Origin of the sequence: Ensifer sp. 4252 (assembly GCF_050434565.1) — a bacterium.
In the GTDB taxonomy this organism is placed as follows: Bacteria; Pseudomonadota; Alphaproteobacteria; order Rhizobiales; family Rhizobiaceae; genus Ensifer.
The window spans coordinates 960,687-978,999 of sequence record NZ_JBNDIU010000001.1 but is presented as its reverse complement, the minus strand read 5'-3'; the positions used below and the strand labels follow the sequence as shown (position 1 = coordinate 978,999).

Annotated in this window: 16 protein-coding genes and 1 tRNA gene; 13 read left to right on the top strand and 4 right to left on the bottom strand. The window is 60.6% G+C overall.

Annotated elements, in window-relative coordinates; all coding sequences use genetic code 11:
- Nucleotides 1–192 precede the first annotated feature (192 nt).
- From ABIE33_RS04840 to ABIE33_RS04825, 4 genes are all read left to right on the top strand, one after another.
- Nucleotides 193–642 (top strand): phasin, encoded by a 450-nt coding sequence (locus ABIE33_RS04840; RefSeq protein ID WP_429122057.1) that lies wholly within the window; start codon nt 193–195, stop codon nt 640–642.
- A gap of 148 nt (nt 643–790) precedes the next feature.
- Nucleotides 791–867, top strand: a tRNA-His gene (locus ABIE33_RS04835).
- 389 nt (nt 868–1,256) lie between these two features.
- Complete coding sequence (locus tag ABIE33_RS04830; protein WP_429122054.1) at nt 1,257–3,020, top strand: adenylate/guanylate cyclase domain-containing protein; 1,764 nt, start codon at nt 1,257–1,259, stop codon at nt 3,018–3,020.
- A gap of 300 nt (nt 3,021–3,320) precedes the next feature.
- On the top strand, nt 3,321–4,001 hold the full coding sequence (locus ABIE33_RS04825; protein ID WP_429122051.1) for a peroxiredoxin-like family protein: 681 nt from the start codon (nt 3,321–3,323) through the stop codon (nt 3,999–4,001).
- 98 nt (nt 4,002–4,099) lie between these two features.
- On the opposite strand, the gene ABIE33_RS04820 is transcribed toward ABIE33_RS04825, so the two are convergent.
- On the bottom strand, nt 4,100–4,981 hold the full coding sequence (locus ABIE33_RS04820; protein WP_429122049.1) for a LysR family transcriptional regulator: 882 nt from the start codon (nt 4,979–4,981) through the stop codon (nt 4,100–4,102).
- A 116-nt stretch (nt 4,982–5,097) separates the two neighbouring features.
- Between ABIE33_RS04820 and ABIE33_RS04815 the strand changes: the two genes are divergently transcribed.
- The 3 genes from ABIE33_RS04815 (at nt 5,098) to ABIE33_RS04805 (ending at nt 9,051) form a co-directional block, all read left to right on the top strand.
- Nucleotides 5,098–6,594 carry a CoA-acylating methylmalonate-semialdehyde dehydrogenase gene (locus tag ABIE33_RS04815; protein WP_429122047.1) on the top strand — a complete coding sequence of 499 codons (1,497 nt, stop codon included), beginning with the start codon at nt 5,098–5,100 and terminating at the stop codon, nt 6,592–6,594.
- Between the two features lie 305 nt (nt 6,595–6,899).
- On the top strand, nt 6,900–8,006 hold the full coding sequence (locus ABIE33_RS04810; protein ID WP_429122045.1) for a YjgN family protein: 1,107 nt from the start codon (nt 6,900–6,902) through the stop codon (nt 8,004–8,006).
- The gene (locus ABIE33_RS04805; RefSeq protein WP_429122042.1) at nt 7,996–9,051 is read left to right on the top strand and encodes a M48 family metallopeptidase; all 1,056 of its coding nucleotides are present in this window, start codon (nt 7,996–7,998) and stop codon (nt 9,049–9,051) included. Before ABIE33_RS04810 ends, ABIE33_RS04805 begins: the two co-directional genes overlap by 11 nt.
- Before the next feature lie 105 nt (nt 9,052–9,156).
- On the opposite strand, the gene ABIE33_RS04800 is transcribed toward ABIE33_RS04805, so the two are convergent.
- Nucleotides 9,157–10,197 (bottom strand): Fe(3+) ABC transporter substrate-binding protein, encoded by a 1,041-nt coding sequence (locus ABIE33_RS04800; protein WP_429122039.1) that lies wholly within the window; start codon nt 10,195–10,197, stop codon nt 9,157–9,159.
- A 192-nt stretch (nt 10,198–10,389) separates the two neighbouring features.
- Here ABIE33_RS04800 and rirA point away from each other — a divergent pair, with 192 nt between their 5' ends.
- Complete coding sequence (gene rirA, locus ABIE33_RS04795) at nt 10,390–10,854, top strand: iron-responsive transcriptional regulator RirA (RefSeq protein ID WP_429122037.1); 465 nt, start codon at nt 10,390–10,392, stop codon at nt 10,852–10,854.
- An 87-nt stretch (nt 10,855–10,941) separates the two neighbouring features.
- Here the strand turns inward: rirA and ABIE33_RS04790 are convergent, their stop codons facing one another.
- On the bottom strand, nt 10,942–11,331 hold the full coding sequence (locus ABIE33_RS04790) for a response regulator (protein WP_025425999.1): 390 nt from the start codon (nt 11,329–11,331) through the stop codon (nt 10,942–10,944).
- A gap of 158 nt (nt 11,332–11,489) precedes the next feature.
- The gene (locus ABIE33_RS04785) at nt 11,490–12,203 is read right to left on the bottom strand and encodes a helix-turn-helix transcriptional regulator (protein ID WP_429122033.1); all 714 of its coding nucleotides are present in this window, start codon (nt 12,201–12,203) and stop codon (nt 11,490–11,492) included.
- Nucleotides 12,204–12,861: 658 nt separating this feature from the next.
- On the opposite strand from ABIE33_RS04785, the gene ABIE33_RS04780 reads away from it, so the two are divergent.
- From ABIE33_RS04780 to ABIE33_RS04760, 5 genes are all read left to right on the top strand, one after another.
- Nucleotides 12,862–14,457 (top strand): ABC transporter substrate-binding protein, encoded by a 1,596-nt coding sequence (locus ABIE33_RS04780; protein ID WP_429122030.1) that lies wholly within the window; start codon nt 12,862–12,864, stop codon nt 14,455–14,457.
- A gap of 214 nt (nt 14,458–14,671) precedes the next feature.
- Entirely contained in the window at nt 14,672–15,676 is a 1,005-nt protein-coding gene (locus ABIE33_RS04775) for an ABC transporter permease subunit (protein ID WP_429122027.1), read from the top strand.
- A gap of 10 nt (nt 15,677–15,686) precedes the next feature.
- Complete coding sequence (locus tag ABIE33_RS04770; protein WP_429122025.1) at nt 15,687–16,595, top strand: ABC transporter permease subunit; 909 nt, start codon at nt 15,687–15,689, stop codon at nt 16,593–16,595.
- Between the two features lie 2 nt (nt 16,596–16,597).
- On the top strand, nt 16,598–17,452 hold the full coding sequence (locus tag ABIE33_RS04765) for an ABC transporter ATP-binding protein (RefSeq protein ID WP_429122022.1): 855 nt from the start codon (nt 16,598–16,600) through the stop codon (nt 17,450–17,452).
- Nucleotides 17,449–18,276 (top strand): dipeptide ABC transporter ATP-binding protein, encoded by an 828-nt coding sequence (locus tag ABIE33_RS04760; RefSeq protein WP_429122019.1) that lies wholly within the window; start codon nt 17,449–17,451, stop codon nt 18,274–18,276. The genes ABIE33_RS04765 and ABIE33_RS04760 overlap by 4 nt, the downstream gene beginning before the upstream one ends.
- The last annotated feature ends 37 nt before the right edge of the window (nt 18,277–18,313 follow it).

Genomic DNA, 18,313 nt, shown 5'->3' with positions numbered 1-18,313 from the left:
CTATTAATACCCGCCGAGCGGCTGAGGGTCCAGCAATCCGCGCCTCTCGCTCACCCCTTTCATTGCGAAGGGTTAACGCCGGTGATTTTGTGCACTGCACAATTTTATTGCAATGCACAAGCGGATCGATTATATAGCGTGCATCAATCAACGGCGCCTCAAAAGAGGGCCCTGACACCAAGGAGCGCTTTCATGGCTACCAAGAAGACCGACGACGCATTTTCCCTCTCCTCTTTCGATCCGGCAAAGGTTGCCGACAGCTTCCGCGACTTCGCGGAAAAGGGCGCTGCCCAGTCGAAGGACGCTTATTCCAAGATGAAGACCGCTGCCGAGGAAGCAAGCAAAACCGTCGAAGCGACGCTTGAAAGCGCCCAGACCGGTAGCGTTGAACTCGGCCTCAAGGCCATCGACGCCCTGCGCACCAATGCCGAAAACTCGCTTTCGCACATGGAAGCGCTGCTCGGCGTGAAGTCGCTGTCCGAATTCGTCGAACTGCAGACCTCTTTCTTCCGCAAGCAGGCTGAACTTGCCGTCGAACAGACCAAGTTGATGCAGGAAGCAACCAAGAAGGTTGCCGAGAATGTTGCAAAGCCTGGCAAGGAAGCCGCTGAAAAGGCGATGTCTTCTTTCAAGAAGGTCTGATCCGCGCCGGCCCCTGGCCGCGCTGGGCATGAATGGGACCGGGTGGCTTGCCATCCGGTCTTTTTGCAGGGTAATCTCAAGTTTAGGCTTGCAAAGCGGCGGAAGTCTCCGTATGTGAGCCGCCAAGCGACTGATGTCGCTCGTATGTGCGGTTGTAGCTCAGTTGGTTAGAGCGCAGGTTTGTGGCACCTGAGGTCGGAGGTTCGAGACCCCCCAACCGTACCATTCTCTCCATATCTATCTGATATTAAGCGCTTTTCGCGCACCCTCTTCCGTCTCTATCGACGTTCTCCGGATATTTGCACGACAAATGCACCACAATCGACGGTGCGGGTTGGTTGTTCCAGCGCTAGAATCCGCTTTAAGGCAGGCGCGGAATTCCAGATGTCGCTGTGTCCATCTCCGCCATCGACCCGAGCGGTCGTTCCCGAGGGCCGGATCGCACCCTGAAGACGACATTTTTTTGAACCGCCACACGGGTGGAGCTTGGTGCGCCCAGCAACGATGTTGGATAACGACCAACCAGCTTCAAGCCGAATGGACATGGGAACAAGACGCCAGTAAAATTTCGCCAATGGGCGCTAGGAAGGCGCCCCAGGAAGGCGCCATTGTCCATGGCCAACGAACCCATCACACGGCGGCTTGCCGCCATTTTGGCGGCTGACGTAGTCGGCTACAGCCGGCTTATGGAGCGTGACGAGAAAAGCACCTACACGCAGCTCATGGCGCGATGGAAAGAGGTGTTGGAGCCGCTCGTCGCCACACATCAGGGCCGCGTCTTCAAGAGGACCGGCGACGGCGTGCTCGTAGAGTTCTCCAGCGCCGTCAACGCCGTCGAATGCGCCGCCGCCCTCCAGCGGGCCATGGCAGCCGCCAACAGCGATGTTCCGCCGGACGCGGCGATCGTGCTGCGCGTCGGTGTCAACATGGGCGACATCATGGTCGCCGACAGCGATCTCTACGGCGATGGGGTCAACGTGGCGGCCCGTATCGAGGCGCTTGCCAGGCCTGGCAGCGTGGCCATTTCGGATGGCGTTCATGAATATGTGCATGGTCGCATCGACCTCGACTTCGTCGACAGCGGTCATCACGAGGTCAAGAACATTGAACGCCCGGTGCACATCTGGACGTGGTCGCCGGACGACCGCACGAACGATCCCGTCAAGATTGTCGCCGAAGCCCCGCCGCAGCTTCCAAAGAAGCCATCGATAGCCGTTCTGCCGTTTGACAACATGTCCGGCGACCCGGAGCAGGGTTATTTCGCCGACGGCATCACCGAGGACATCATCACGGACCTCTCAAAGGTATCCGGTCTATTCGTGATCGCCCGCAACTCCTCTTTTGCCTACAAGGGCAAGGCGCCGGATATCCGCAAGGTGAGCCAGGAACTTGGCGTCCGCTATGTCCTGGAAGGCAGCGTGCGCCGGGCCGCTGATCGAATCCGCATCAATGCCCAGATGATTGACGGCACGACCGGCGGTCATCTATGGGCCGAGCGCTACGATCGGGGAATTGAAGATATCTTCGCGGTTCAGGACGAAGTGACCCGCACCATCGTCACCGCGCTCAAGGTGAAGCTAACAACCGACGAGGAAGAGCGACGCGAGAGCCCCGGCAAGGTCGATCCGGAAGCCTATGATCTGCTGGTCCGATCCCGCCAGGCCATTCTGCAGTTCAACGCCATATCGTCCGCGGAGGCGCGCAGCATGCTCGAGCGTGCCATCGCCATCGATCCGGGGCTTGCGGCTGCCTACGCTTCTCTCGCGATCATCGCCTTGACCGATTTCATCAATCGGTGGAACGGCGGGACGGCCGACGATCTTGAACGCGCTTTGGAGCTGACACAAAGGGCCATCGATACCGACGATAACGAGCCGCATGGCCATCACGCTCTCTCGCTCGTGCTCTGCTGGATGCGGCGCTTCGACGAAGCGGAGCGTGCCGCTCAAAGGGCGATCGAACTCGATCCCAATTCCGCGAGCTGCCATGCTGCACTTGGCACCATACGGGATTTCCAAGGTCGGTACGAAGACGCGCTGCCATTCTACACACGGGCGCATCGGCTCGATCCGCAATTCGACCTGTCGCTGCATTTCCTGGGGAGGACGTTGTTGAACCTCGGCCGTTTCGGCGAGGCCGAGATCGCCTTCAAGCGGCGGCTGGCGCTTGCGCCGCGATCGGACATGACGCGCTTTTATCTCGCCTGCCTGTATGGTCGCATCGGGCGCCACGAGGAAGCACGCCGTTACTGGCGCGAGGTATTCGAGGTTAATCCGAACTTTTCCATCGATCACCTCAGGCGGGCCTTGCCCTACCGGGATCCCAATGTGCTCGATCGACTGGCGGACGGACTCCGCGAGGCCGGAGTGTCCATCTAACCAGGCAAGGCGCGTGTCAGGAAGGTCATTCGTCCTCGCCGCCGTGCCGTCTTGCACGGATGACGATTCGCTGTTTACTGCTTGCTCGTGGGTCAATGTGAGGCCATTCTCAGGTCGATCCTGGCTGTACGCTAAGACGAGAGGTCAGGCCATGCAGCGCTTAATCTCGACCTCGCAACGTGGCGGAGGTCGAGAGCGTTCTGCGACGAAGCAGGACGTTTGCGCCCAGTACGGGCTCGACCTCGAAGCACTTGTTGTGCTGCCTCTTCTTCACTGGTCTTTCGGGCGAGGAGGTTGACCATGTCTGCACATCATCTGGACCATCCGTTACAACCGGGCGACCAGGCTCCGAACCTTGTGCTGGATGCGATCTCACGCGAGGGGAAGATCGCACTTGATGATTTTCGCGGCCGTCGCCCGTTGTTGATCGGTTTGTTTCGGGGTCTGCTGTGCCCGTTCTGCCGACGCCATGTCGCGGCGATGGCACAGTGCAACGCGGCCCTGCGCGAAAAAGGCGTCGATTCTCTGGCGGTGGTCAACACCCCGGTCGAGCGCGCGCGACTCTATTTCCGCTATCATCCGATACCCGGTCTTCTTGCTGCATCGGATCCGGAGCGAGCTTCACACCGCGCCTTCGGCTTACCCCTCGTCGAGTTCACGGAGAATGAGACCGACTGGCCACGCAAGGTCGGAATGGACGTGATCATGACGATGCGGGTCGATCGGCCGGGTGAATTGCCTGAGCCGATGGATCCGGCGACCGCGGGCGATCTTCTCAGCGAGAAGGATGGGTACGAAATCACGGAAGCCGATCAGCAGGTGAGGATACCCGGCCATATGCAGCTCGTCGGCCAGTTCCTGCTCGATCGGGAAGGTGTGGTGCGCTGGAGCTTCACGGAAGTTGAGGGCCGGGGCCGAAATATGTGCCAAGCGCTGAACTCCGAAGAATTGATGTCGGCAGCTTCACAAGTCGCACATTGACAGCGAAAACGCGCTTGGCGAGACCGCCGCGTTGGATTCTGTGGGTAGAGACATTCGCCGGCGTGATCGTCCCGAATCCCTCCGGCTCTGGAGCACGGTCAGGCAAACATCTGGTGCTCTGCCGTCACCAGTTCCTGCAGAAACGCCACTACTGTGCGCACGCGCACCAGGTCGCGCGCGCTCTCGTGGTAGGTGGTCCAATAGGCGCGCCGGATCGTGGTCTCCGGCAGGATGCGCTCGAGTTCGGGCGTGTGCCGGGCGATGTAGTTGTGCAGGATGCCGATGCCGGCGCTGGAGCGCACCGCCTCCGTCTGGCCAGTGGCGCTGGAGATTTCGAAGGCGGCGTCCCAGCTGCGCATGATCTCGGCGGAGAAATTGAGCGACGGCGTGAAGATCAGGTCCTCGACATAGCCGATGCGGCGATGGTGCTTGAGGTCGTCGATGGTTTGCGGCGTGCCGTGCTGCGCAAGATAGGTCGAAGAGGCGTAGAGACCGAGCGTGTAATCGGTGAGCTTGGAGGAAACCAGGCGTCCCTGTTCCGGTCTTTCAATGGTGATGGCGATATCGGCTTCGCGCTGCGACAGCGAGAAAGAGCGGGGCACCGGTACGAGCTGCAGCTTCAGTTCCGGATATCGCGCCGTCAGCCGGCCGAGGCGCGGTGCAAGGAAGGAGACGCCAAACCCATCGGGCGCGCCGATGCGCACGGTGCCGGCAATCGCCGTGTCGATGCGGCCGATCTGCGACTGTGCCGCCAGCATCTCAGTTTCCATGCGTTCGGCTGCCGCCAGGAAGATTTCACCTTCGGCCGTCAGTTCGCAGCCGTTCGGGCGGCGTACCAGAAGCCGCGTCTTCAGCGTTTCCTCAAGGGCGGACACCCGTCGGCTGAGCGTAGCATGGTTGAGGCCGAGCCGCTTGGAAGCGGCAAGGATCTGCCCGGTGCGCGCGACCGCCAGAAACATTCTCACGTCGTCCCAATTCATGTTTCTGATCTCCATGGACTTTAATCTGCGCACAACGGTTGCTGAATATCGGAAATTGCTTTGTTCAAATCGTAGTGCGATCATGCCGCCACAATCAAGGTCAGGAGGAGACATCCATGTACGAACTCGGTCATTTCATCGATGGCAAGCGCGTCGCCGGCACCAGCGGGCGCAAGAGCAACATCTTCAACCCAGCAACGGGCGAAGTGCAGGGCACCGTGGCGCTGGCAAGCGACGCGGAACTCGCCGCTGCCGTCGCCAGTGCAAAGGCCGCGCAGCCGAAGTGGGCCGCCACCAACCCGCAGCGCCGCGCCCGCGTCTTCATGAAGTTCGTCGAACTCCTCAACACCCACATGAACGAGCTGGCCGAAATCCTGTCGCGCGAGCACGGCAAGACGATCGAAGACGCCAAGGGCGATCTCGTTCGCGGCCTGGAAGTCTGCGAATTCGTCATCGGCATTCCGCACTTGCAGAAGAGCGAGTTCACCGAAGGTGCGGGCCCGGGCATCGACATGTACTCGATCCGCCAGGCCGTCGGCATCGGCGCCGGCATCACGCCGTTCAACTTCCCCGCCATGATCCCGATGTGGATGTTCGCCCCGGCGATCGCCTGCGGCAACGCCTTCATCCTGAAGCCGTCCGAGCGTGATCCGTCCGTTCCGGTCCGCCTGGCCGAGCTGATGATCGAGGCAGGTCTGCCGGCCGGCATCCTCAACGTCGTCAACGGCGACAAGAGCGCGGTCGACGCGATCCTCACCAACCCCGACATTTCGGCCGTATCCTTCGTCGGCTCGACGCCGATCGCTCGCTACGTCTACGGCACCGCTGCCATGAACGGCAAACGCGCCCAGTGCTTCGGTGGCGCCAAGAACCACATGATCATCATGCCGGACGCCGATATGGACCAGGCCGCCAATGCGCTGATGGGCGCCGGCTACGGCTCGGCCGGCGAGCGCTGCATGGCGATCTCGGTTGCCGTTCCGGTCGGTGAAGAAACCGCCAACCGCCTGATCCAGAAGCTGACGCCGATGGTCGAAAGCCTGCGCATCGGCCCCTACACCGACGAAAAGGCCGACATGGGTCCGGTCGTCACCAAGGAAGCCGAACAGCGCATCAGAAGCCTGATCGACAGCGGTGTCGAGCAGGGTGCGAAACTCGTGGTCGACGGCCGCGACTTCAAACTTCAGGGCTATGAAAACGGCCACTTCATCGGCGGTTGCCTGTTCGACCACGTCACCCCGGACATGGACATCTACAAGACCGAGATCTTCGGACCGGTTCTTTCGGTTGTTCGCGCGAAGAACTACGAGGAAGCCCTCGACCTGCCGATGAAGCACGAATACGGCAATGGCGTCGCGATCTACACCCGCGATGGCGATGCTGCCCGTGACTTCGCCTCGCGCATAAACATCGGCATGGTCGGCGTCAACGTTCCGATCCCGGTTCCGCTCGCCTACCACTCCTTCGGCGGCTGGAAGTCCTCGTCCTTCGGCGACCTCAACCAGCACGGCACGGACTCGATCAAGTTCTGGACCAAGACCAAGACGATCACCGAGCGCTGGCCGTCGGGCATTAAGGATGGTGCCGAGTTCGTCATGCCGACGATGAAGTAAACACGGGATAAAAATCCTCCCGCCTAAAGGGCCTCCTTCGGGAGGCCCTTTTTTGTTGCTTGCCGGGCACTTCCTGTTGCATGCCATGTTGCGCTGCAACTAATTTGATATCCTCGAGGCGGCGGTAAATTGATTCGCGCCTTGATCGAATATTGCAGGCATTTCGACCGTTCTTTTGCATGGAAGGCTCATCCGGGGGGATAGCCACAGTTCGCTGGGTTCACAAATGACGTCATTCTGTCGCAACGCGGCGCCTGTGTGATAGCTGGCCGCCGCAAGCTGATTTCATTGAGAGAGGTTTTATCATGGTCGTGGCCGAAACGGCGTCGATGCAAGGGACGTTGACGCAGAGGGTACCGGACAATTTCCACCGCCTGTCGTTTACCGGCAGCGGGAAAGAGTATTTTGGCATCTGGATCGTCAACGTGCTGCTGACGATCATCACGCTCGGCATCTATTCCGCCTGGGCCAAAGTCCGCCGCAACCGCTATTTCTACGGCAATACGGTGCTGCTCGGGCGCGCCTTCGAATATCATGCGAAGGGCAAGCAGATCCTGATCGGCCGGGTGATCGTGTTCGCCTACCTGATTTTCTACAACGTTATGCTGACCTTCGTGCCGATCGCCGGCATCATCCTTGCGCTGCTGCTGGTGGCCTTCGTGCCGTGGCTGGTTGTCAGAGGCCTGCGCTTCAGTGCCCGCGTCACCAGCTATCGCAATGTGCGGTTCGATTTCGTCGGCGGCGTCGGCGGTGCGTTCCTCGCCTTTATCGTCGGCCCGGTCATCTCGGTTCTGACGCTCGGAATCCTGGTGCCGCTCGCCAGCCGCTGGTCCTACCGCTACATCGGTAGCAACCTGCGTTACGGACAAAGGGCATTTACCACCGATCCTTCGGTCGGTGCGATCTACAAGTCCTGGTTCCTGTCGGCGGCCATCATCGTTGCTGGCCTGCTGATCATCGCCTTTATCGGTTTCCTCAACCTGGCCGTGATCATGACGCTGTTCGACGGTTCCTATGTGGCCACCCCGGAAATGCAGGTTTCGATGATTGCGTTGTTCGTCATCGGCTACATCGCGTTCTTCTCGATCTTCGGGGTCGCGGCTTTGTTCTATCGTGCCGGCGTTCGCAACGTCGCCTGGTCGGCAACGACCTTCGACGGCAAGCATCAGTTGACGAGCGATCTGTCGCGGGGCCGTTACGCCTGGATCGCGATCACCAACGTGATCGTCACCCTCTTCACGCTGGGCCTGATGCGTCCCTGGGCTGCGGTGCGCATGACGCGCTATGTCAATGAACATACGGGTGTACATTTCGAAGGTAATGTCGGCGAGATATTCGACAAGATCGCCCAGGAAGGTTCGGCCGTCGGGTCGGAGTTCATGGATTTCGAAGGCTTCGACTTTGGCTTCTAGCGTCACAGAGATTGCTGTTGGCGAGTGGCATCCGGCCGGTTCCAGCCGGTCGGTGCCCTCGCGGCTGATCGAAGATGGCGGCGGCGTCAAGGCCTTGGGTGAGGACGGTGTCGAACTTGCAGGCGGCGTGCTTGCCGCCGTCGACATTTCCGCGCGTGTCGGCGCCATTCCGCGTCGTGTCGAGTTTCCCGACGGTTCGCTGTTCGAGACGACCGACAACGACGCCATGGATCGCTTCCTCAAACGGAAGGGAAAAACCAGTCTCGTCCACGAGTGGGAGCGTTTCCACCCGCGCCTGATCGCGGTCGTTTTGGCGACCGTGCTCTGCGGCGTGGCCATCTATCGTTATGCCGTGCCGGCGCTCGTCGAAGTCGCCGTGCTGGTGACGCCGCCGATCGTGCCGAAGATCATGTCGGCAAGCACCTTGGAAACAATGGATCGAACGCTGCTCGACACGTCGGCGCTTGCAGCTGAGCGGCAGAACAAGATCCGTGACGGGTTCAATGCGATCGCGCGCCAGTCCGATCGCGGCGAGGGCGGATATAGCCTCAACTTCCGCAAGGGTGGCACCATCGGCCCGAATGCCTTCGCGCTACCCGACGGCACGCTGATTGTCACCGATGAGCTGATCGAGCTTGCCGGCGACGATACCGAAATGATCGTCGGTGTGCTGGCGCACGAGATCGGTCACGTCGAGCTCGAGCATAGCCTGCGGCAGATCTACCGTGCCGCCGGCGTCGCCGGGCTGATCATGATGATCGGCGGCGACATCGGGTCCGGTGTTGAAGACATTCTGGTGCAGGGCGCTGGCCTCCTTACGCTCTCCTATTCGCGTAGCGCGGAAGCGGCGGCGGATCGGCATTCGGTGGAACTGATGCTGAAGGCCAAGCGTGACCCAACGGCGATCGCACGGTTCTTCGACCTGCTCGAAAAGGAGCTTGGCGACAGTTCCGATACCAGCATCTTGGCGACCCATCCCGGCACGCCGGAACGGCGCAAGGCGATCCTCGATTATGCCGGCGAACTGAGGGCGCAGGGTCAGTAGGCCTCTGCCCGTCGAGCCGCGTCGCCACATAAGGCGCGATGCTGTCATCAGAACGAAAACAGCGGGCACACGGCCCGCTGCTTCCAATTCATGCGATGGTTTTGATCAGTCCTGCGGACCGTCGTTGTAGCCGACCTTGTCGACCAGTTCCGATGCCTTCTTGCGGTTGGCGGCAATGTCGGCCAACGGCAGCTCGTCGGGCTTGATCGTGCCGAAGGACTTGACCACGTCGGAGGGCTCGGCACCCGGCAGCACCGGATATTCGTAGACCTGCTCGGCGTAGATCTTCTGCGCTTCGCCTTCCGACAGGAATTCCATCAGCTTCAGCGCGTTGTCCTTGTTCGGAGCGTTCTTGGCGAGCGCCATACCCGAAATGTTCACATGCGTGCCGCGGTCCTTGGCGTTCGGGAAGAGCACCTTGATGGCCGCTGCCCATTCCTTCTGCTCCGGCTCCTTCTCGTTGGTCAGCATCAGACCGACATAGTAGGTGTTGCCGAGTGCGAGGTCGCATTCGCCGGCAAGGATCGCCTTTGCCTGGTCGCGGTCGCCGCCATCGGGCTTCTTCGCCAGATTGTTCTTGAGACCAGTCAGCCACTTCTCGGTCTCGGCTTCGCCGTTATGGGCGATCATCGAGGCGAACAGGCCGATGTTGTAGGAGTGCTGGCCATCACGGGTGCAGATCTTGCCCTTCCACTTCGGATCGGCGAGCTCTTCATAGGTGATGTCGTTTTCGGCGACGCGATCCTTGGAGGCGTAGACGACGCGTCCGCGGGTGGTCAGGCCGAACCAGTTGCCATCGGGGTCGCGGAAGTGTGCCGGAATGTCCTTGTTGATCGTCTCGTTGACGACCGGCTGCGTCACGCCTGCGTCCTTGGCTTCGGTGAGGCGGCTGATGTCGACGGTGAGGATCACGTCCGCAGGCGAGTTGGCGCCCTCGGCCTGGATGCGCTCGACGAGGCCCTTGTCGAGGAAGAGCACGTTCGTCGTGATACCGGTTTCCTTGGTGAAGGCGTCGAGCAGCGGCTTGATCAGGTCGGGCTGACGATAGGAATAGATGTTGACCTCGCCATCGGCCCAGGCCGCGGTGGACGCGAACAGGCTTGCGGTAAGAGACAATACGCCCATTGCAGCTCTTGAAACGGACATGGCTTCCTCCATTTTTTGGTGTGAGCTAAGTTAACAAAATCGCTCATCTTTTTGATTGGCAGCCGCCAAACAGTCAACCGGGAAACGGTTAACGATCAAGCAGATGTGACTTTTTTGGTATTTTGGAATTGTTCCAAACTACGATCCGTCCTATATGAAGGTTCGATAAACCTCTCGATTCCGGAGCGAATGATGCGACTGACGAAACAAACGAACTACGCAGTTCGCATGTTGATGTACTGCGCCGCAAACGGCGAGAAGCTCAGCCGCGTTCCTGAAATCGCCAGGGCCTATGGCGTCTCCGAGCTGTTTCTGTTCAAGATTCTCCAGCCGTTGACACGCGCCGGCCTTGTCGAGACCGTTCGTGGCCGCAACGGCGGCGTACGACTGCCGAAGCCCGCTTCTGCGATCACCCTGTTCGATGTGGTCAAGGTGACGGAAGACAGCTTCGCGATGGCCGAGTGCTTTGAAGCTGGTGAAATCGATTGCCCGTTGGTTGACAGCTGCGGCCTCAATGCCGCTCTGCGCAAGGCTTTGAACGCGTTCTTCGAGGTGCTTCAGGGCTACACCATCGACGATCTGGTCAAGGCGCGTCCGCAGATTAACTTCCTGCTCGGCCTGGAAGAGACCAAGCGCCCGCAGACGACCGCGGCCTGATCTAGCTTTTACGGCTCCGTGCGTCTGACGCCCGGCGCCGTAACGCTTGCATGATGTAGCCGCTCAAAGCGGCTGCCGGCCGCCCCTTCAGTTCGGCGCCAGATATTCCCTTAAGATGAACTCTATTGCCGTTGGATCGATCTCGGACTTGTCGATCCGGAAATCTGCGCCGTACTCTTCCAGGCTCTGGAAATAGGGCTCGACGAGCGACCCCGAGATCACGCCGATCGGGCCGATGAAGCCCTGGTACCGGAGCGCCGGTACGGTTTCGCGGAAGTCGCGCTGCGGCTGAAGGCGGTTGTCCATCAACACCATCGAGACCGGTTTGCCAGAGCGGAGGAATTCGAGCGCGCTTTCGATCGTCTGGCAATAATGCAGTTCGATCTCGATAGTGCTGACCTTCTTGATCAGCCCGCGCAGAATGAGGTTCTCTGCAGGGTCGTCGTCAACGAGCAGGATATGGGCTTTTTGTGTCATGATCGTCCAAGTACCTGAGTGACCGGGAGCCATTCTGCTGCGCGCGCCTGTCATCGGCAAGCGGGTGGGGCGGCGAGTTTGCATCGTTTCTGCGGCGTCTGCTGTGAGCGGTTCCGCCTTGCGACGCCGCCAGATTCAGATCGCCCCGTCGATCGGCTTCACTGAATGATCTGTTCGCGTATCGCCTTCGCCACCATTTGCGTCCGATTGACGACATCCAGCTTCTTCAGGATCGTCGCGGTGTGCGAATTCACGGTGTGTTCTGAGACCGATACGATCAGCGCGATCTCGCTTGCCGTCTTTCCATGCGAGATCCACTTGAGGATCTCCGTCTCGCGCGGTGTCAGGCCCATACCGGCCTTGTTGGAAAGCGCGATACGATAGAAATAGTCGAAGGCGCAGACCGCATCATAGGTCAGCTCGAAATGCTCGGAGCGGCCGATGTCGTTGCCGTCACCCAGAAACAGGACGGCGTATCGCGCGCCTGTCGCTGCCGCATGCGCCGGCACGCTCAAGAGCAGCTCGAAGCCGAGCTGGACCAGCAGGTTCTGACCATTGGCGCAGCCGGGATCGCCTGACCTCCAGACCGAGGAAATGATCGACGTGTGCAGGGTCTTGTAGAAAAGCGAATCGCCGAACCGATGGCGCTTGTCGTATTCCTCCGCAAGGCCCGACGGAAGATCGTGCAGCACGAGCCGGGTGGACAACATGCAGGCGTCGTTCTCGTTGCCGAGCTGCAGAATGCCGAAATGATTGAAGCCGAACCGCAATGCCATCATGTGAAAGATGCGGAAGAAGTCGACGCGGTTGAGCGCTTTCTCCAGATCGTCGCGGAGATCGTAGCGTCTGTGATTTTCCAGCAAACTTGCCACGCGTGCGCTACCCCTTTGTCGCGAGGCGGCAGTCTGCTCGCAAGACCGGCTCAGTCAACCGCATGAAGCCGGTGGCGAAATTGCGGATCGGCGTCATCGCGGTCGTCTCGCGGTCGCGTCGCCGCGATGTTGAAAGCGCCGAGAGGCGGATGCCGCCCCCTCCCAAGGACGTTTTGGCACGTCGATTGTCTCCCCCGAGATTTTGTCTAGGTTCTATTGCACGATCGCACGGGGGATTTCTACCCAACTATCTTGGGATTGACCATTTCTTGCGATTTCGTCGAATCGCCCGATCGTCCGGCTGGGCCGACACACGCAGGGCGGGTGCATGGTGGATTCGGTCGGCTACATCTGACCCGTTCCGCACTCCCGCCTTTTCACCGTCGCACATCAGTCACGCCGTCACGATGAACTGGATCGGGGCGCTGCACGCCGGCCGGGCAGCGGCCGAAAAAGCACATGGAAATGTCAGGGTGTTCTAAAACAGTGGACAGATTTCCGGCTCCGCCGTAGGAGGAATTTTTCGCATAGACAAATTTGTTTGGCGACTTATTGCAATGCGACGCCAAATGTCGTTCCATCCGGCCTTGACCGGGGGCAAACGTCATTCCGCGTCAGGAAAATACGAGAACAAGAACAAATCTGGGAAGCAAAGTTCATGAAAAAGCTCACTACTCTCTTCGCAGCGACGGCGCTTGCCACGCTGATGGCCGGCTCCGCCTGGTCGAAAACGTTCGTTTATTGCTCGGAAGGTTCGCCGGAGGGTTTTGACCCGGGCCTCTACACCGCCGGCACGACGTTCGACGCAGCGGCGCACACGGTCTACAACCGCCTGCTCGAGTTCAAGAAGGGTACGACCGAAACCGAGCCGGGCCTCGCTGAGAGCTGGACCATTTCCGACGACGGCCTTGAATACACGTTCAAGCTGCGTCCGGGTGTGAAGTTCCAGACGACGGAGTTCTTCACTCCCACTCGCGAGCTGAACGCTGACGACGTCGTGTTCTCGTATGAGCGCCAGCTCAAGGCGGACAATCCCTGGAACAAGTACGTGACCGGCGCTTCGTGGGAATACGCAGCCGGCATGGGCTTCCCGGAAGTCATCAAGTCGGTCGAGAAGGTCGATGACCTGACAGTCAAGTTCACGCTGACGCGCAAGGAAGCACCGTTCCTCGCCAACATCGCCATGCCGTTCGCTTCGATCCTGTCGAAGGAATATGCTGACAAGCTGCAGGCCGAAGGCAAGATGAACCAGATGAACCAGATGCCGCTCGGCACCGGTCCGTTCGCGTTCGTCGCCTACCAGCAGGATGCCGTCATCCGCTACAAGGCAAACCCGGACTACTGGGGTGGCAAGCAGAAGATCGACGACCTCGTCTTCGCGATCACCACCGACGCTTCGGTTCGCTTCCAGAAGCTGCAGGCCGGCGAATGCCACCTGATGCCGTACCCGAACTCGGCCGACGTGCAGGCCATGAAGGCCGATCCGAACCTTAAGGTCATGGAACAGGCCGGTCTGAACGTTGCTTACCTCGCCTACAACACGACGCAGGCTCCGTTCGACAAGCCGGAAGTGCGCAAGGCGCTGAACAAGGCGATCAACAAGCAGGCGATCGTCGATGCGGTGTTCCAGGGCGCTGCCCAGCCGGCAACCAACCCGATCCCGCCGACAATGTGGTCGTACAACGACACGCTCCAGGACGACACCTACGACCTCGACGCAGCCAAGAAGATGCTCGAAGACGCAGGCGTCAAGGATCTGTCGATGAAGCTGTGGGCGATGCCGGTTTCGCGCCCGTACATGCTCAACGCCCGCCGCGCTGCGGAACTGATGCAGGCTGACTTCGCCAAGATCGGCGTCAAGGTCGAGATCGTGTCCTACGAATGGGCCGAATACCTCGACAAGTCGAAGGCAAAGGACCGTGACGGTGCCGTCATCCTCGGCTGGACCGGCGACAACGGCGACCCGGACAACTTCCTCGACACCCTTCTCGGCTGCAACGCTGTCGGCGGCAACAACCGCGCTCAGTGGTGCAACCAGGAATTCGACACCCTGGTAAAGAAGGCCAAGGAAACGTCCGACCTGGCAGAGCGCACCAAGCTCTACGAAGAGGCTCAGACCGTGTTCAAGCGCGAAGCGCCTTGGGCAACGCTTGACCACTCGCTGTCGGTCGTCCCGATGCGCAAGAATGTCGAAGGCTTCGTCCAGAGCCCGCTCGGCGATTTTGCCTTCGACGGCGTGGATATTGTCGAGTAAGCTAATGAACTGATCCGAAAGGGGGCGTTTGCCACGGGCAAACGCCCCTCTTTGCATCTACTACAGCGCCGTGCTTCTTGTCAGACGCGCAAAAGTCGCTGTAGCACTTTGAGTTGCTGCATGTTTTTGCCCTCAAATCCGAAGGGTTTAAGGAAACATGCAGTGGTGCCAGCGCCGGGAGACAACGGCGCGGCAACGTGGCGCGGGGTAAAACATGTTTCGATTTCTCTTGGGGCGTTTGGCGGTCCTGATCCCGACTTTCATCGGGGTCTCCATCATTGCCTTCTCCTTCATTCGCATGCTTCCGGGCGATCCTGTCGCCCTGCTTTCGGGCGAGCGTGTCATGTCGCCGGAGCGGCATGCGGAAATTTCACACGCGCTCGGTTTCGACCGGCCGATCGTGATCCAATACCTCGATTATCTCTGGGGCGTCGTTCAGGGCGACTTCGGCACGTCGATCGTGACGAAGAAGCCGGTGATCGACCAGTTCTTCGAACTGTTCCCGGCGACGCTGGAGCTTTCGCTCTGCGCGATCATCTTCGCGATCGTGCTCGGCATTCCCGCCGGCGTCATCGCGGCGATCAAGCGCGGTTCCTTCGTCGACCAGACGATCATGGGCACCGCCCTCGTCGGCTTCTCCATGCCGATCTTCTGGTGGGGCCTGCTGTTGATCATGCTGGTCTCGGGCATCCTGCAGTGGACGCCGGTTTCGGGCCGCATCTCGCTGATGTACTTCTTCCCGCCGGTCACAGGCTTCATGCTGATCGACTCGTTGTTGTCGGGGCAGGCGGGTGCCTTCAAGTCTGCGGTGAGCCATCTCATCCTGCCGACGATCGTGCTTGGCACCATTCCGCTGGCCGTGATTGCGCGCCAGACCCGGTCGGCGATGCTTGAAGTGCTTTCGGAAGACTATGTGCGCACGGCGCGCGCCAAGGGCCTCTCGACCTTTCGTGTCGTCGGCGTTCACGCGCTTCGAAACGCCATGATCCCGGTCATCACCACGATCGGCCTGCAGGTGGGTGTCATGCTCGCCGGCGCGATCCTGACCGAGACGATCTTCTCCTGGCCGGGCATCGGCAAGTGGATGGTCGATTCCGTCTTTAGGCGCGACTACGCCGTCATTCAGGGTGGCCTCTTGGTTATTGCCGGCATCATCATGCTGGTGAACCTCGCCGTCGACCTGCTCTACGGTCTCATCAACCCGCGTATCCGGCACTAAGGAGGGCGATATGTCTCAAGCTGCTGCAACGAGCGCCGTTTCGACAGATCCGTCCCGCCGGGCGCGACTGGCCGAATTCTGGTATTACTTCTCCGAGAACCGCGGTGCCGTCATCGGCCTCGTGTTCTTCCTGTTCCTCGTCCTGCTGGCGATCTTCGCTCCGATCATCGCCCCGCATGACCCGACCGCCCAGTACCGCGATGCCGTGCTGATCCCGCCCGTCTGGCAGGAAGGCGGCCGCGCCGAGTTCCTGCTCGGTACCGACGCCGTCGGTCGCGACATGCTCTCGCGCCTGATCTACGGCACTCAGTTCTCGCTGTTCGTCGGCGTCATCGTCACCACGCTTTCGCTGGTCGGCGGTATTTTCATCGGCGTGATCGCGGGCTACTTCCGCGGTTGGGTCGATACCGTCATCATGCGTGTGATGGACATCATCCTGGCCTTCCCGTCGCTGCTTCTGGCCCTCGTGCTGGTCGCCGTTCTCGGGCCGGGCCTCACCAATGCCATGATTGCCATCGCGCTGGTCTTCCAGCCGCACTTCGTCCGCCTGACGCGGGCTGCCGTCATGAGCGAAAAGAGCCGTGACTACGTGATTGCCGCGAAGGTGGCAGGCGCCGGCCACGGCCGCCTGATGTTCAAGACGATCCTGCCGAACTGCATGGCGCCTTTGATCGTCCAGGCGACGCTGTCGTTCTCGAGCGCGATCCTCGACGCTGCTGCCCTCGGCTTCCTCGGCATGGGCGCCCAGCCTCCGACACCGGAGTGGGGCACGATGCTCGCCGAAGCGCGTGAGTTCATCCAGAGCAAGTGGTGGGTGGTGACGCTTCCGGGTGTTGCAATCCTGGTCACGGTGCTGGCGATCAACCTGATGGGTGACGGCCTGCGCGATGCACTCGATCCCAAGCTGAAGAGGTCCTGATCATGGCGCTTCTCGAAATCGAAAACCTGGTCGTCGAGTTCCAGACGGCCACCGGTCCCTTCCGCGCCGTCGACGGCGTGTCGATGAAGGTTCATGAAAAGGAAGTGCTGGCGATCGTCGGCGAGTCCGGCTCGGGCAAGTCCGTGTCGATGCTGGCGGCCATGGGCCTCCTGCCCTGGACGGCGAAGGTTACTGCCGACAAGCTGACGTTCAACGGTCGCGACCTGCTCGGCATGTCGTCGGCGGAGCGCAAGAAGATCATCGGCAAGGACATTTCGATGATTTTCCAGGAGCCGGTCGCAAGCCTCAACCCGTGCTTCACGGTTGGCTTCCAGATCGAGGAAGTGCTGCGCATTCACCTCGGTCTGGACAAGGCGGCACGGCGCAAGCGCGCGATCGAGCTGTTCGAGGCGGTCGGCATTCCCGATCCGGCCGAACGGCTGGGGCACTATCCCCACCAGATGTCGGGTGGTCAGTGCCAGCGGGTGATGATCGCAATCGCCATTGCCTGCAATCCGAAGCTCCTGATCGCCGACGAGCCCACCACGGCGCTCGACGTCACGATCCAGAAGCAGATCCTCGACCTCCTGATGCGACTGCAGGCCGAGCATGTCATGGGCCTGATCATGATCACCCACAATATGGGCGTGGTCGCCGAGACCGCCGACCGCGTCGTCGTGCAGTACAAGGGGCGCAAGATGGAAGAGGCCGACGTGCTGTCGCTGTTCGAATCGCCGAAGAGCAACTACACGCGCGCGCTTCTGGCGGCCTTGCCGGACAATGCGACCGGTGACCGGCTGCCGACCATCACCGAGCTTTTCGTCGATGAGCCGAGCCTTCAAGGAGCCGCCCGATGACCGTCGTTCTCGAAGCGCGCAATCTGGTGCGCGACTACCATATCCCCGGCGGCCTGATGAAAAAGGCCAAGACCGTGCATGCGCTCAAGGGCGTGAGCTTCTCGGTCGAAAAGGGAAAGACGCTGGCGATCGTCGGCGAAAGCGGCTGCGGCAAGTCGACGCTTGGCCGCATCCTGACGCTGATCGACCCGGCGACATCGGGTGAACTGCTGATCGATGGCAACAAGATCGACATCACCAAGGGCGACCTGACGCCGGAGATGCGCCGCAAGGTGCAGATCGTCTTCCAGAACCCCTATGGCTCGCTCAACCCGCGCCAGAAGATCGGCGACATCTTGACCGAGCCGCTGATCATCAACACCAAGACGCCCGCCGACGAACGTCGCGAGCGGGCGATGGCGATGTTGAAGAAGGTCGGTCTGGACGAGCGGCACTACAATCGTTACCCGCACATGTTCTCGGGCGGTCAGCGCCAGCGTATCGCCATTGCGCGCGCGCTGATGCTCAACCCGAAGCTTCTGGTGCTGGACGAGCCGGTATCGGCGCTCGATCTGTCGGTTCAGGCGCAGGTGCTGAACCTGCTCGCGGACCTGCAGGACGAGTTCCAGTTGACCTACGTCTTCATCAGCCACGACCTTTCGGTGGTGCGCTACATCGCCGACGACGTGATGGTGATGTATTTCGGCGAGGCGGTCGAATACGGCAGCCGCGACGAGGTCTTCGCCGATCCCAAGCACAGCTACACCAAGACGCTGTTTGCGGCGACGCCCCGCGCCGACGTTTCCAGCATCAAGGCACGGCTTGCCAGGAAACAGGCCGCCTGAGCTTCTCGGCGCTGTCTGACCAAAGCGAGGCCGGGGG